This is a genomic window from Microlunatus sp. YIM B11417 (genome assembly GCF_059617205.1).
The window spans coordinates 341,414-353,779 of the sequence record NZ_JCAMPJ010000005.1; the positions used below are offsets into that span (position 1 = coordinate 341,414).

General features: G+C 69.5%; 11 protein-coding genes. 3 read left to right on the forward strand and 8 right to left on the reverse strand.

Going from position 1 to position 12,366, the window contains the following annotated elements; translation table 11 throughout:
* Nucleotides 1-15: 15 nt before the first annotated feature.
* Nucleotides 16-945 (reverse strand): TIGR03620 family F420-dependent LLM class oxidoreductase, encoded by a 930-nt coding sequence (locus AC6CCG_RS24040; RefSeq protein WP_496657260.1) that lies wholly within the window; start codon nucleotides 943-945, stop codon nucleotides 16-18.
* An 85-nt stretch (nucleotides 946-1,030) separates the two neighbouring features.
* Here AC6CCG_RS24040 and AC6CCG_RS24045 point away from each other — a divergent pair, with 85 nt between their 5' ends.
* Nucleotides 1,031-1,738: a TetR/AcrR family transcriptional regulator gene (locus AC6CCG_RS24045; protein WP_496657261.1), complete on the forward strand. Its 708-nt coding sequence runs from the start codon at nucleotides 1,031-1,033 to the stop codon at nucleotides 1,736-1,738.
* Here the strand turns inward: AC6CCG_RS24045 and AC6CCG_RS24050 are convergent.
* Nucleotides 1,728-2,915: a cytochrome P450 gene (locus AC6CCG_RS24050; RefSeq protein ID WP_496657262.1), complete on the reverse strand. Its 1,188-nt coding sequence runs from the start codon at nucleotides 2,913-2,915 to the stop codon at nucleotides 1,728-1,730. The genes AC6CCG_RS24045 and AC6CCG_RS24050 overlap by 11 nt on opposite strands.
* A gap of 103 nt (nucleotides 2,916-3,018) precedes the next feature.
* On the opposite strand from AC6CCG_RS24050, the gene AC6CCG_RS24055 reads away from it, so the two are divergent.
* A complete protein-coding gene (locus AC6CCG_RS24055; protein ID WP_496657263.1) occupies nucleotides 3,019-3,648 on the forward strand; it encodes a TetR/AcrR family transcriptional regulator in 630 nt (209 codons plus the stop codon).
* Here AC6CCG_RS24055 and AC6CCG_RS24060 read toward each other — a convergent pair.
* Genes AC6CCG_RS24060 through AC6CCG_RS24075 form a run of 4 tightly spaced genes read right to left on the reverse strand, consistent with a single transcriptional unit; the run spans nucleotide 3,603 to nucleotide 9,293 of the window.
* Nucleotides 3,603-5,687, reverse strand: a complete 2,085-nt coding sequence (locus AC6CCG_RS24060) for a heparinase II/III domain-containing protein (RefSeq protein WP_496657439.1) — start codon at nucleotides 5,685-5,687, stop codon at nucleotides 3,603-3,605. The two genes, AC6CCG_RS24055 and AC6CCG_RS24060, sit on opposite strands and share 46 nt — an antisense overlap.
* A 31-nt stretch (nucleotides 5,688-5,718) precedes the next feature.
* The gene (locus tag AC6CCG_RS24065) at nucleotides 5,719-7,386 is read right to left on the reverse strand and encodes an extracellular solute-binding protein (RefSeq protein WP_496657264.1); all 1,668 of its coding nucleotides are present in this window, start codon (nucleotides 7,384-7,386) and stop codon (nucleotides 5,719-5,721) included.
* A gap of 21 nt (nucleotides 7,387-7,407) precedes the next feature.
* On the reverse strand, nucleotides 7,408-8,310 hold the full coding sequence (locus AC6CCG_RS24070) for a carbohydrate ABC transporter permease (RefSeq protein ID WP_496657265.1): 903 nt from the start codon (nucleotides 8,308-8,310) through the stop codon (nucleotides 7,408-7,410).
* Nucleotides 8,310-9,293: an ABC transporter permease gene (locus AC6CCG_RS24075; protein ID WP_496657266.1), complete on the reverse strand. Its 984-nt coding sequence runs from the start codon at nucleotides 9,291-9,293 to the stop codon at nucleotides 8,310-8,312. The genes AC6CCG_RS24070 and AC6CCG_RS24075 overlap by 1 nt, the downstream gene beginning before the upstream one ends.
* A 387-nt stretch (nucleotides 9,294-9,680) precedes the next feature.
* Here AC6CCG_RS24075 and AC6CCG_RS24080 point away from each other — a divergent pair, with 387 nt between their 5' ends.
* On the forward strand, nucleotides 9,681-10,538 hold the full coding sequence (locus AC6CCG_RS24080) for a helix-turn-helix domain-containing protein (protein ID WP_496657267.1): 858 nt from the start codon (nucleotides 9,681-9,683) through the stop codon (nucleotides 10,536-10,538).
* 173 nt (nucleotides 10,539-10,711) lie between these two features.
* Here AC6CCG_RS24080 and AC6CCG_RS24085 read toward each other — a convergent pair whose 3' ends face one another.
* Complete coding sequence (locus tag AC6CCG_RS24085; protein ID WP_496657268.1) at nucleotides 10,712-11,464, reverse strand: IclR family transcriptional regulator; 753 nt, start codon at nucleotides 11,462-11,464, stop codon at nucleotides 10,712-10,714.
* An 88-nt stretch (nucleotides 11,465-11,552) separates the two neighbouring features.
* A complete protein-coding gene (locus AC6CCG_RS24090; protein WP_496657269.1) occupies nucleotides 11,553-12,353 on the reverse strand; it encodes an SDR family NAD(P)-dependent oxidoreductase in 801 nt (266 codons plus the stop codon).
* Between the last annotated feature and the right edge of the window lie 13 nt (nucleotides 12,354-12,366).

Genomic DNA, 12,366 nt, shown 5'->3' on the forward strand with positions numbered 1-12,366 from the left:
AGCGCGCGTCGGGGACTAGCCGACCGGAGCTCCGAGCTGGGCGGTCAGGGCCGGAGCGAGTCGTTCGGCGAGGTCGGCGGACTCGGCGAGGGTGGCCGACGGGATCGCCGTGAGCACCACCTGGTCGGCACCGGCGGCGAGATGATCTTGGACCCGGGCTGCGATCGCCGCCGGGGTGCCGAGGGCGAACCGGGCGTCCACCAACGCGTCGCTGTTCTGGTCGGCCAGGTCGGCGTCGGTGTAGCCGAGACCGCGGAGCGCGTTCGCGTAGCCGGACGTGGTGTCGTCCAGCAGCCCGGTCCCGCGCACCGCTGCGCGTGCCTTCGTGAGGTCGGGCTCGTCGACGGCGAGCAGGATGGTGATCAACAACGGCTCCGGGCCGAGCAGCTGCCGGGTCCGCCGGGTGTGCTCGACCGGCATCGCCGCGGGCAGCGCGCCGTCGGAATGATCACGGGCGAGCTCGGTCATCTTCGGGCCGAGGGCGGCGACGACGCGGGGGAACGGGACCGTCGGCCGCGGCGCCCAGCCGGCCGAGGCGTCCATCTGTTCCAGGTAGGTCCGGGTCCGCTCGAGCGGCCGGGTCCAGGTCTGGCCGCTGGCCTCCACGTACTGTGGACCGCTGACGCCGATGCCGAGCACGAACCGGCCCGGGTACGCGTCCGCGAGCACGGCCGCTCCGCCCTGCATCGCGGCCGGATGCCTGGCCCACAGGTTCGCCACCGACGAGCCGACGGCGATCCGGTCGGTCGCCGCCAGCAGGACGCCGAGCTGGGCGAACACGTCCCGTCCGCCGATGCCCTCGTTGATCCAGATCGTGCCGTAGCCGGCCCGGTCGATCCGCTGCGCCGCGTCCCGCCACTGCTCGGCCGGCGCGACCGGCGCCATCAACCCGAAGCCGACCCGGCCGATCCTCGACCGGGTCTCGGCGCCGCTGGGTGCTGTCATGGTGTCTCCTCTAGAATCGGAACGGTGAGCCCGGTTAACCACCGTACCGGAACGCTCAGCCCGTTTCCACGACCGGAGAGGTGAGATGGCCGAAGCGCTGCGCGCCGATGCCCGGCGCAACCGCGACCGAGTGCTGGCCGCCGCCCAGGAGGCGTTCGCCGAGTCCGGGTCGCTGGTGCCGCTGGACGACATCGCCCGCCGGGCCGGTGTCGGCGCGGGCACCGTCTACCGGCACTTCCCGACCAAGGAGGCGCTGTTCGCCGAGGTGGTGGTGGGCCGGCTCGAGGCGATCGTCGCCGAGGGGAGAGCGCTCGCGGACGTGGCCGATCCCGGCGCGGCGTTCTACGACTACTTCGCCCTGGTGGTCGAGCGGGCGACCTTCAATCGCGCCGTCTGCGAGGCCATCGAGCACGGTGGTTCCCAGTGCTCGATCCAGATCGACGCCGACTTCGGCGCCGTCTTCGGTGTGCTGTTGCGGCGAGCCCAGGAGGTCGGCTCGGTCCGGGCCGACGTCGACCTCGCCGACGTCCGCTCGCTGCTGGCCGGCTGTCTGGCGACGGAGCGGGGCCGTCGGCAGCCCGGGCGGATGGCGGCCTTGGTCAGCGACGCTTTGCGACCTCAAAGCGTAACGAAATCTGGGTTACGTAACGTAACGTGCGAGGTGTGCGGCAAGCCGCTGGAGTCGTCCGGCTCCGGCCGCCCGGCCCGTTACTGCAGCGCCGCCTGCCGCCAGAAGGCCCATCGGCAGCGCCTCCGTCATCAACGCGCCGAGCGGGCCGTGGCTACCAGGTGACCGGCAGTTCGTGGACGCCGTAGATCGCCATGTCCTCGCGGAGTGGGATCTCGGCCGGGTCGGCGGCGAGTCGCAGGTTCGGGAATCGGTCCAGCAGCGCCGGAAAGCCGATCCGAAGCTCGATCCGGGCGAGTTGCTGGCCGAGGCATTGATGGATGCCGTGGCCGAAGGCGAGGTGGCCACCGGCGTTGCGGGTGACCTCGAGCCGGTCCGGATCGGGATAGCGCTCGGGATCGCGGTTGGCCGCGGGCAGCGAGACGGTGACGGTCTGTCCGGCCTTGATCAACTGCCCGTCGACTTCGACATCCTCCAGGGCCGTGCGCAGGGTGCCGAGGTGCAGGATCGTCAAGTAGCGCAGGAGTTCTTCGACCGCACCGTCGATGAGTTCGGGCTCGGCTCGGATCGCCTCCGCCTGCTCGGCGTGGCTCAGCAGGGCGAAGGTGCCGAGGGCGAGCATGTTGGCGGTGGTGTCGTGACCGGCGACCAGGAGCAGCAGTGAGACGCCCACCAGTTCATCGTCGGCGAGCTTCCCCTCGGCCACGAGGCCGCTGAGCAGGTCGTCGGCCGGGTCGCTGCGCTTCGTTCGCACGAGGTCGGCCAGGTAACCGGCGAGGTCCTGCTGGGCCTCGAGCTTCTGCTCGTCGGTCGCACGGAGGTCGAAGAACGTGTGGGCGTTTCGGTGGAAACGCTCCTGCTCGCTGTGCGGCACGCCGAGCAGCTCGCTGATCACCCGTAAGGGGATCGGCAGTGCGAACGAGGCGACCAGGTCCGTCGGCGGGCCGGACGCCTGCATCGCGTCGAGCTGTCGATGGGTGATCTCCGTGATCTTCGGCTTGAGGAGATTCATCCGGCGCGCCGTGAACTGGGCCGTGAGCGAGCGGCGGAGTCGGGTGTGGTCCGGCGGGTCCATCAGGATGAACGAACCGGGCAGCTTTCGGGCGCCCGCTCCGGGCAGCCGCAGTCCGGCCACGGGCAGGTGGTGCAGCTCCGAGCGCGAGCTGAACCGGCGGTCGGACAGCACGGCCCGTCCAGCCTGGTAGCCGGTGACCAGCCAGCCGACATGGCCGTCGGGATAGCGCAGTGGACGGACCGGTTCGGCTCGGAGCGACTTCAGTTCCGCGGGCGGGTCGAAGGGACATTCCCGGCCGACCGGCAGCGAGGTGGGTTCGGATGTCATCGGCAAGCCTTTCTTGAACAAGTGTTGAAGAAAGCGTAGACGCCGAGCCGGTCAAACTTCAACAACCGCTGAGTTTTGCTGCGGTAGGGTGCCTACGATCGCGATGCCGAACACCGAACCGAAGGATCAACCCGCCCGGCGGGCCGGGCGCTGGCGGACCGGGCAGGAGAGCCGGCTCCGCATCCTCGATGCCGCCCGGACCTTGTTCATGACCGGCGGCTACGACGGGACGAGCGTGCGCAGCATCGCCGCGCAGGCGGGCGTCGACGTCGCGATGGTCTACTACTTCTTCGGTAAGAAGGAGAGCCTGTTCGCCCAGGTGCTCGCCGGCGCCGAGCATCCGGTCCGGCTGCTGGTTCCGCTTCTTGATCAAGGCCTACAGGGCATCGGCGCCCGCTTGGTACGGACCTGCCTGGAGCACTGGGACGCCGCCGGCTTCCAGCCCAGCCTGGCCCTGTTGCGCGCGGCCGACCATCTGCCGTCGATCAAGGCAGCGGTACGAGACGAGATCCAGGGTCCGGTGGCCGACCGGCTGGCCCGCGACTTCGGGATCAGCGATGCCGCCATCCGGCTGGAGTTGATCACCGTGCAGTTGCTCGGCCTCGCGACCGCGCGCTACCAGCTCGGGCTGCCCGAGATCTCCGCCGCCGAGCCGGAGTCCCTGGTCGCCTGGATCGGACCCACCCTTCAGGGTTGGCTGACCGACCCCTCGCGGGAACCGGACGCGGGCTGAGGCGAGCCGTCGGCCGGGAGGGTCCAGGTGTCGGTGCGGTCGGGCAGCCGGATCGAGACGACCAGCTCCGGACCCTGCTGCCAGTCGACGGCGTCGATCCGGCCGGGGCCGCGGGAGGTCTCGATCACGGCGGCGAACAGGGCGGACCGGCCGTGGGCTCGGCGCAGGAAGGTGCTCTGCGGTTCGGCCGGCGGGTTGCCGGGCGTGGTCGCGGTGATCACCTCCGTTTCCTCCGGATCGTGCGCCCAGAGGCGGGTCGTGACACCTTCGGCCTCCCACTGTGCCTGCCAGCTGCGGTCCTGGTGGGGCAGCCGGTGCACGTCGCTCAGGATCGCGTACGTCTCGTCCGGCGGCTGCCAGTCGACAGGCTGAAGATCAGCCGGCGCGATCAAGGCGCCGCGGTGGTGCCAGGCCAGGTCGATCGGCACCTCGTACGGCGCCGTCACCCGGACCAGGTCGACGAGGTAGTCGGCGGTCCAGAGCACCGACCGCCGCAACTCGGCCCCGGCGTAGGCGGGCACGTGGGTCCGCCGCGGTTCGCGCAGCCAGGAGCCCTGGCGGCCGACGAGGGCGTCCGGGTCCTCCGGCCAGGCCACCGACGCCTCGGCCAACCCGTACGGATGCTCGGCCGGGTCCCGGAAGTTGATCAAGGTGCCTTCGGCCTCGGGCTGGGAGGTCTGGTCGAGCAGCACTGTGTTGTGCGACAGGGTCTGCCGGATCCACGGCCCCTGCAGCGGCGAGATGTAGGCCGGCGAGCCGGCGTCCGGGGCGAGCCGGACACCGTCGGCCCAGAGATCGAGCTGCAGCTTGTCCGGGTGCCCGTGCCCGCCGCCGTGCGGCCCGTACTTGAGCAGCAGGTAGCGATGATCATCGGCGAGGATGGCGTAGCCGCTGGTCGGATGCACGGTCTTCAGCGGCCATCCCGCGGGTGCGGTCACGTCGGTCAGGTCCGGCCCGAGGGCCAGCGCCGCCTCGCCGGTCCGCGGCGTGCCCTGCCCGTAGCAGGCGGCCAGCACCTCGGCGAACCGCGGGTCCGGCCACAGCCCGTAACCCTGCTCGTAGTGCCCGGCGTACTGCGCGAGCCCGTACGGGTAGGCGATCGAGTTCCAGCCGTCGTTCGTCGCGGGCAGGCTGAAGTCCGACCTGATCATGGTCAGCGGGGTGAGCAGCATGTCCCGCAGCCCGCGGGTCTCGAGAAACGCGGGCCGCCGCTCCCGCAGCGCGGCGGCCGCGGCCAGGGCCCCGGACAGCATGTAGTAGTGGTACGTCGGCGAGCCCTCGGCCCACCAGCCGTCGTCGAGGATGCCTTCGGCGAGCTGGGCGGTCAGCCCGGTCTCGCCGTCCACCGCCAGCGCGACCAGGTCGTCGTCGTCCAAGATCACGCCGAGGTGCGCCAGCGCGGACAGCTGCCAGCACTCGATGTTGTGGATCTTGTGGAACAGCTGATCGGTGACGTGCGCCGCCAGGCCGCGCAGCAGCCCGGTCTCGATCTTGGTTCGGTCCCCCTCGGAGAGTTGATCACGGATCGCGTCGTAGACCTTGGTGGCGCCGATGGCCCAGACGGCTTCCTCGAGGCCCTGCCCGGTGATCTTGCCCTGGCCGGCCCAGCGGCCGGACGGCGGCAGGTCGGGATAGCGCTCCGCGTAGTCGAGCAGGATCTCCCGCGGGTACGCCAGCCAGCGGGCACCGTCCTCCGGTCCGACGGCGGCGACCACCGTCGCGCAGGCCTGGATGCCGCCCATGATCCGGCCGTTCAGCGCGCAGCGCCAGCCGCCGTCGAAATCCTCTCCCTGCCAGAGCTTCCCGTCCACCGGGCAGCGGTGCTGCGGCGGGCCGGACGGGTCGAACTCGAGCGGCACCACATGATCAGGACAGTGGAACGCGTGGCCCCAACCGCCCGCCTCGCCGACCGGGCGCAGGTCGGCCGCGAGCGCCGTCTCGGCCTGCTCCAACAGGGAATCGCGGGCGGCGGCGAAGGCCGGATCGGTCCAGCGCTCGCGGAGTCGTTTCAGTTCGTCGTCGGTACGCAGCCGGGACATCGGCAAGATCACATCCTGGGTATGGGGTCGGTCACTGCTCGGCGAGGGCCTGCTCGTACTCCTGGCGGACATCGTCGCCGCCGTTCTTCTTCCAGCGTTCCCGCAGCTCGGCAAGATCACTGATCGGCTTGCGGCCGGTGACGATCCCGTTGACGAAGTCCTGCACCAGGGCGGACAACGCATCTCCCTTGGAGTACGAGGATTCCGAGTCCAGGCCGGCGGTCGGGTCCGGCACGAAGCACTCGGTCATCTCCTCCGCGTACTTCTGGCAGGTCGCCGATTCCTCGGCCGGCGCACCGGGGAAGAAGAAGCCGTAGTTGAAGGCGCTCAGCTGGTTCAGGAAGCCCTCGGCGACGACCTTCTCGTCCGTCGAGCCGACCGGCAGCCCGTCCTTGACGGTGTAGTTGTGGCCCTCGACGCCGTAGTGCACCAGGTTGTACTCCAGGCTGCCGGCCGGTGCCGCGAGATAGTCGATCACCCGGAGCAGCTCGTCGATCCGCGCCTCGTCGGTGACCGAGGCCGGAATGCTGAGCATGCAGTAGAACCCGAGGTCCGGCGCGATCACGCCGCGGCCGCCGTCGCGGCCCGGCGGCACCAGCACGTCGCACTGCGCGTCCGGCTCCCGCTGCCGCACCTGGGCGAACTGGCCGACGACACCGAAGTAGGCGTCGATGCTGCCGTTGCAGATGCCGACCCGGCCGCTGGTGAAGTAGCCGGTGTACTCGGCGGAGTTCGGCGTCAGCGTCAGCACGTCGGGATGGACCAGTTCCTCCGTCCAGAGCTTGTTGGCGAAGACCAGCGCGGCCTCGTACTCGTCGGTCTCGAGGTCCTTGGTGAGCTTGCCGCCCTCCTCGCGCCAGCCGCTCGGCACGCCCTGCACCTGGCCGCCGCAGAAGTTGAACGTCTGGTCGATCGTGGCGAGCGGGTAGGTGCCCTCACCGCCGCCGGCCTTCATCGCCTTCAGCCACTCGAACAGCTCGTCCGCGTTGGCCGGCTTGCCGTCGAAGCCACCCTTGGCCACCCAGTCCGAGCGGTACGAGATCGTGCCGCCGATGGTCCGGTTCCGATAGCAGGGGACGCCGTAGATCGCGCCGTTGATCCGCGAGTTCTGCCAGGCGTAGGCCGGCACCAGGGCCAGGTTCGGATACTTCTTGACCTTGTCGCCGCCGAGGAACTGCCGAAGATCATGGAAGACCCCCTGCGGCAGGTACTTCCGGGCGGCGCGGCCGCGGTAGCTCGGCTCGTTCGTCGTGATGTCGGGGATGTCGCCGCTGGCGATCGTGGTGACCAGCTTGTCGCCGAACGACTGGGCCGGCGTCACCACCGGCTTCAGCGTCACGCCGAGCGCCTCGTTGAGCTTCTCGTACCAGACGTTGCCGTCCAGCTTGGCCGGCACGCCCCAGGTGATCGTGAACGTGGAGACCTCGCCGCCGCGGCCCGGCTTCTCCTTCACGGACTGGAATCCCGGCATCGGCAGCTTGCTGTACGCGGGCGGGACGTCGGGCACCTTGCTCAGCGTGGTGCCCTCCAACTCCGGCCGCTCCAGGCTGATCGGCAGCTGCAGGTCCTCCCCGCCGGGTGCGTTCTGCACCCCACGGCCCTCGTTGGAACAGCCGACCGCCGCGGCCCCCACCACACCGATACCGAGGCCGAGCGCGGACCGCCGGCTGAACGAGTTGATCATGGCATCGTCGCGCATGATGATCTTCCTTTCTCTCCGCTAGCCCTTGATCGCGCCGGTCAGCACGCCCTTGGTGAAGAACCGCTGCAGGAACGGGTAGACGATCAGGATCGGGACCGTGGCCAGCACCAGCACGGTCATCTGGATGGTCTCCGGGGTGAGCTGCACCTGGGTGTTCTCGATCACCGACCCGGGCAGCGGCTCGGCCTGCAGGACGTACTGCCGCAGGACCAGCTGGACCGGCCACATCGACGGATTGTTGAGGTAGAGCATCGCGCCGAAGAAGGCGTTCCAGTAGCCGACGCCGTAGAACAGCGCGATCACCGCGAGCACGGCCTTGGAGAGCGGGAGCACCACGCTGCCGAGGATCCGCAGTTCGCCCGCGCCGTCGATCCGGGCCGCGTCGAGCAGCTCCTCGGGGATGCTCATGAAGAAGTTCCGGACCACGACGAGATTGAAGGCACTGATCGCACCGGGCAAGATCAACGCCAGGTAGTTGTCCAGCAGCCCGAGGCCGCGGACCACCAGGTAGTTCGGGATGATGCCGGCCGAGAACAGCATGCTGAACAGCACCAGCAGCAGGACGAACCGGGAGCCCGGCACCCGGCGGGTCTGGGTCAGCGCGTACGCCATCGTCACGGTCATCACCATGCTGATCAAGGTGCCGAGCAGCGTGACACCGATGCTGACCAGCAGCGCCCGCGGTACGACCTCGCCGCCGAGCACGAGTTCGTACGCGGCGGTGGTGAAGCCCTTCGGCCAGAGCAGCAGATCACCCGGCGTGTAGACCTCGGGATCGGAGAAGCTGACCGAGATCACGTGCACGAACGGGTAGAGCATGACGATCACGCTGAACGCGAGCACGATCACCTTGAGCGCCTGGGTGATCACGCTCGGCTTCTCCTGCCAGGCCGGCCGGGTGGTCTTGATCCGCGTCGCCATCAGAACACCCCTTCGCCGCCGAACATCTTGGCCAGCTTGTTCGCTCCCAGCACGAGCATGGTGCCGATCAGTCCCTTGACCAGGCCGGCTGCGGTGGCCAGGCCCCAGTCGCCGCCGTTGATGCCGCGGAAGTAGACGAACGTGTCCAGGGTCTGGGCGGCCTCGGCCCCGAAGATCGGCTGCTGCAGCAGGATCTGCTCGAACCCGACCGAGAGCACGCTGCCCAGCCGCAGGATCAGCAGCAGTACGATGATCGACGCCATTCCGGGCAGGGTGATGTGCCAGATCCGGCGCCACGGCCCGGCCCGGTCCAGCGCGGCCGACTCGTACCGCTCCTGGGGGATGTTCAAGATCGCGGCGAGGAAGATGATCGTGCCCCAGCCGACCTCCTTCCAGATCACCTGGAGCGTCACCAACGCCGGGAACCAGTCCGGGTTGCCGATGATGTCGAGCTTGGGCAGGCCGACCGTCGTGATCATGCTGTTCAGGACGCCGAGCGGACCGAGCATCTCGTTCCAGATCGACACCACGATCACCCAGCCGATGAAGTGCGGCAGGTAGACGATCATCTGGATCGACCGCTTCACCCGGTCGGACAGGATGCTGGTCAGCAGCAGGGCGAGCGCGATCGGGGCCGGGAACGCGAACACGATCTGCAGCGCGCTGAGCAGCAGCGTGTTCCACAGGGAGTCGATCAGTTCGGGATCGATGAAGATCCGTTCGAAGTTCTCCCAGCCCACCCAGAGGCTCCGGCTCAGCCCGAGGAACGGCGAATAGTCCTGCCAGGCGGCGACATTCCCGCCCAGTGGCAGGTACTGGAACACGACGAAGAAGACGAAGCCGGGCAGCATCAGCAGATACATCCAGCGTTCCCGCCAGATCCGCTTGATCAACGGGACCCGGCGCACGGTCCGGCCGTCCAGGGCCTCGGTGATCTTGGTCCGGCGGCGCCGGCGCCGGACCGGTGGCGTCGTCGTGGCCATGGCTCCGGGACGAGGATCGGGCGCGGAATCAGCGGCTCCGGATGCAGCTCGCGCGGAGGTCGTGTCGTTGAGCGGCAGCGGCCGGGCGGGATTCGCCATGATCGTTCCGGGTCAGCCGCGAGGGGCACCCGGGTCCTCGGCAACGCGTGCGATGAGTCGGCGGCAGGACACGTGATCACCCCGATCGTCAGTGAGGGAGGCGGTGCCGGAATGCGACACGCTCAGGTGAACATATGCGGGCCAATTCGAGCCTGTCAACGATCTTGATCATCGACCGGCGCGTCGGGTTTTCGGTCCAGAATTCGGCCGTCTGGGGCCATGGCCGACGGTGTCGCCGGCCGACTAAAATGCGTCGCCGACGGTCCTTGATGGCCTACCGTCGAGACCATGGACGAGTCGGTCGACTACCGCGATCCGGACAGCTGGTCGCGCATCGAGGAGCTGCTGGTCCGGACGCCGCCGGTCCCGTCGGGCAGCGCTGACGTACACCATTGTGGGCCGGACTGGTCCTGGCGGCCGCGGATCCCGGATTTCGATCTCTGGCTGGTCTTCGACGGCGTCGGCCGTGGCCGGCTCAACGACGGCATCGACCTGCGGCTGGAGCCGGGCTCGTTGCTGGTGCTGCGGCCCGGTGATCATGGAACGATCGGCCACGATCCGGCCCGTCCGCTGTCCGTCCTCTCCTGCCACTTCTCGTTCCTCGACCCGGCCGACGGCGCCGTCGCGGTGCCCGAGCCGGGCGTGCTGCCGCGCCGGGTCATCCAGGTCGGCGCTCCTGGGCAGCTGACCGGTGCGTTCCGGCACCTGGTCCGCGCCGTGCACGACCCGTCGCCGCTGCGTACCGTCGAGGCCCGGGCCCGGTTGCTCGAGGTGCTCGCCGAGATCTACCGGCAGGACGCGTCCGCGCAAGGCGTCGCCGCGGCGACCCTCAATCCTCAACTGGCCGACGCGATCGACCTGATCCGGGCCTCGCCGGCGAAGCGGCATTCGCTGGCCGGCACCGCGGCCGCGGTCGGGCTCTCGACCCGTCAGCTGAGCACGCTGTTCAGCCGGCAACTGCACACGACGTTCCGCGACTACCTGGTCGAATCCCGGTTGGACCGGGCCCGGATGCTGCTCACCGAGACCACGATGGCCATCCACCAGATCTCCCGCTCCCTCGGCTACGGCGACCCGTTCCTGTTCAGCCGCCAGTTCCGTTCCCGGTACGGGATCCCGCCCTCGCACTACCGCGACCGCGGCTGACACCCGGGGGACAAGCCCGTGGACCGACTCACGGCCGCTGCTTCGGGTAACGGGGGGTGTAGAAGCAGCGGCCGTTCGTCGGTCCGGATTCGGGCGGGCGCTCGCCGGGGGGTGGAGCGCCGTTCCTGGGCTGAGCCTAGGAGTCGTCGGCGGCGTGTGGCAGTGGTCGGATTTCAGATACTGAACTGGCCGAGGCCGAGTTGACGGGAGAGTCCGGCGGCCGAGTCCCGCAAGCAACCGGCCAGTACGTCGTCGGCGGTCGGGCGGTCGGCCGGGAGCGAGATGGCGAGCGAGCCGACCAGAGCCGGAGTCCGTACCGGGACAGCGATGCAGCGCTGGCCGAGGACGTACTCCTGACGGTCGATCACGGCGTCGGCCGGCCGGCTCAGCCGGCGCAGCAGTTCCCGCCGGTCGGTGACCGTGTACGGCGTCAGCTCCGGCAGCGGGTGCCGATGCAGATAGTCGATCCGGTCTTCCGACGGCAGCTCGGCCAGGATCTGCTTGCCGAAGGCGGTCGCGTGCCCGCTGTCCTGGATGCCGACCCAGAGTTCGACCCGGGGCGACTCCGGGGTGTCGACGACGTCGACCAGCCGGATCTCGCCGTCCTGGTACACGGTCAGGTAGGCGGCCACCTTGAGATCGCGGCAGACCTGGTTGAGCACGGCCCGGCCGCGGGCGACCAGCACCCCTTCGGGCCGGTCGGCCATCCCCGGGAACCGGCTGCCGAGCACCAGCCCGTCCCGATCGGCGATCAGATAGTTCTCGTGCACCAGGGTCCGGATCAGGTTGTACGTCGTGCCGAGGCTGAGTCCGGTCTTCCGGCTGATCGCCTTGGCGGTCAGCGGCCGGGACGATGCGGCGACGAGTTCGACCACCGCGAGGGCACGCTGGACCGACGTGATGAGAGTTGGCTGTGTCTCGGTCATCGCATCGCCCCCGCCGCCGCAGTCATGGTGGCCTTTCCGGCAGGTCCGGCCTAGTCAGAAGCCTAACGCCTGGGAAAGCCGGTGCGGCTCAGGCCAGCACCAGACTGAGGCCGGCGTCGACCCAGACCTCGCTGCCGGTGATCAGTCGTGCCTCGTCGGAGAGCAGGAAGGTGATCACCTGGGCCAGCTCGACCGGCTCGGCGCCCCGGCCGGTGAGCACGTTGAGGCCCTTCGGGTACGTCACCGGCCAACGGATCCGGTCCAGGTCCCGCGGGTGGGTCGCCTCGCCGATGTTGGTCCGGACCTCGCCGGGGCAGACGACGTTGATCCGGATGCCCTGCTGGGCCAGCTCGACGGCGACCATCTTGGCGAAGATCGCCTGGCCGCCCTTGCTGGTCGAGTACGCGACCGCTCCCGGGTAGTTGAACACCCGGGTGCCGTTGACCGACGAGATGATCACGATCGAGCCGCCATTGCGGCGCAGCAACGGCAGCGCGGCCCTCGTGGTCAGGAAGGTGCTGGTCAGGTTGGTCGCCAGGGTGTCGTTCCACTCGTCCAGGGTCAGTTCGTCCAGCGGCGCGAACACGCCGTTCTTCCCGGCGCTGATCACCAGATGATCAAGCCGGCCCCAGGTCCGCTCGACCCGGCCGAACGCCTGGCTGATGTCGGCCTCGGAGCGGACGTCGCCGGTGATCACCAGGCACTCGGCGCCGAGCTCGGTGAGCTCCGCGCGGACCTCATCGTTCCGGGTCTGGTCGAAGGACAGGACGGCGACCGCAGCGCCACGCCGGGCCAGTTCGACGGCCGCGCCGCGGCCGATCCCGGAACTGCCGCCGGTGACCAGTGCGACCCGGCCGGTGAAGTCGTCGTTGCGTGACGGGCTGCTCATGATCAGGAGGGTA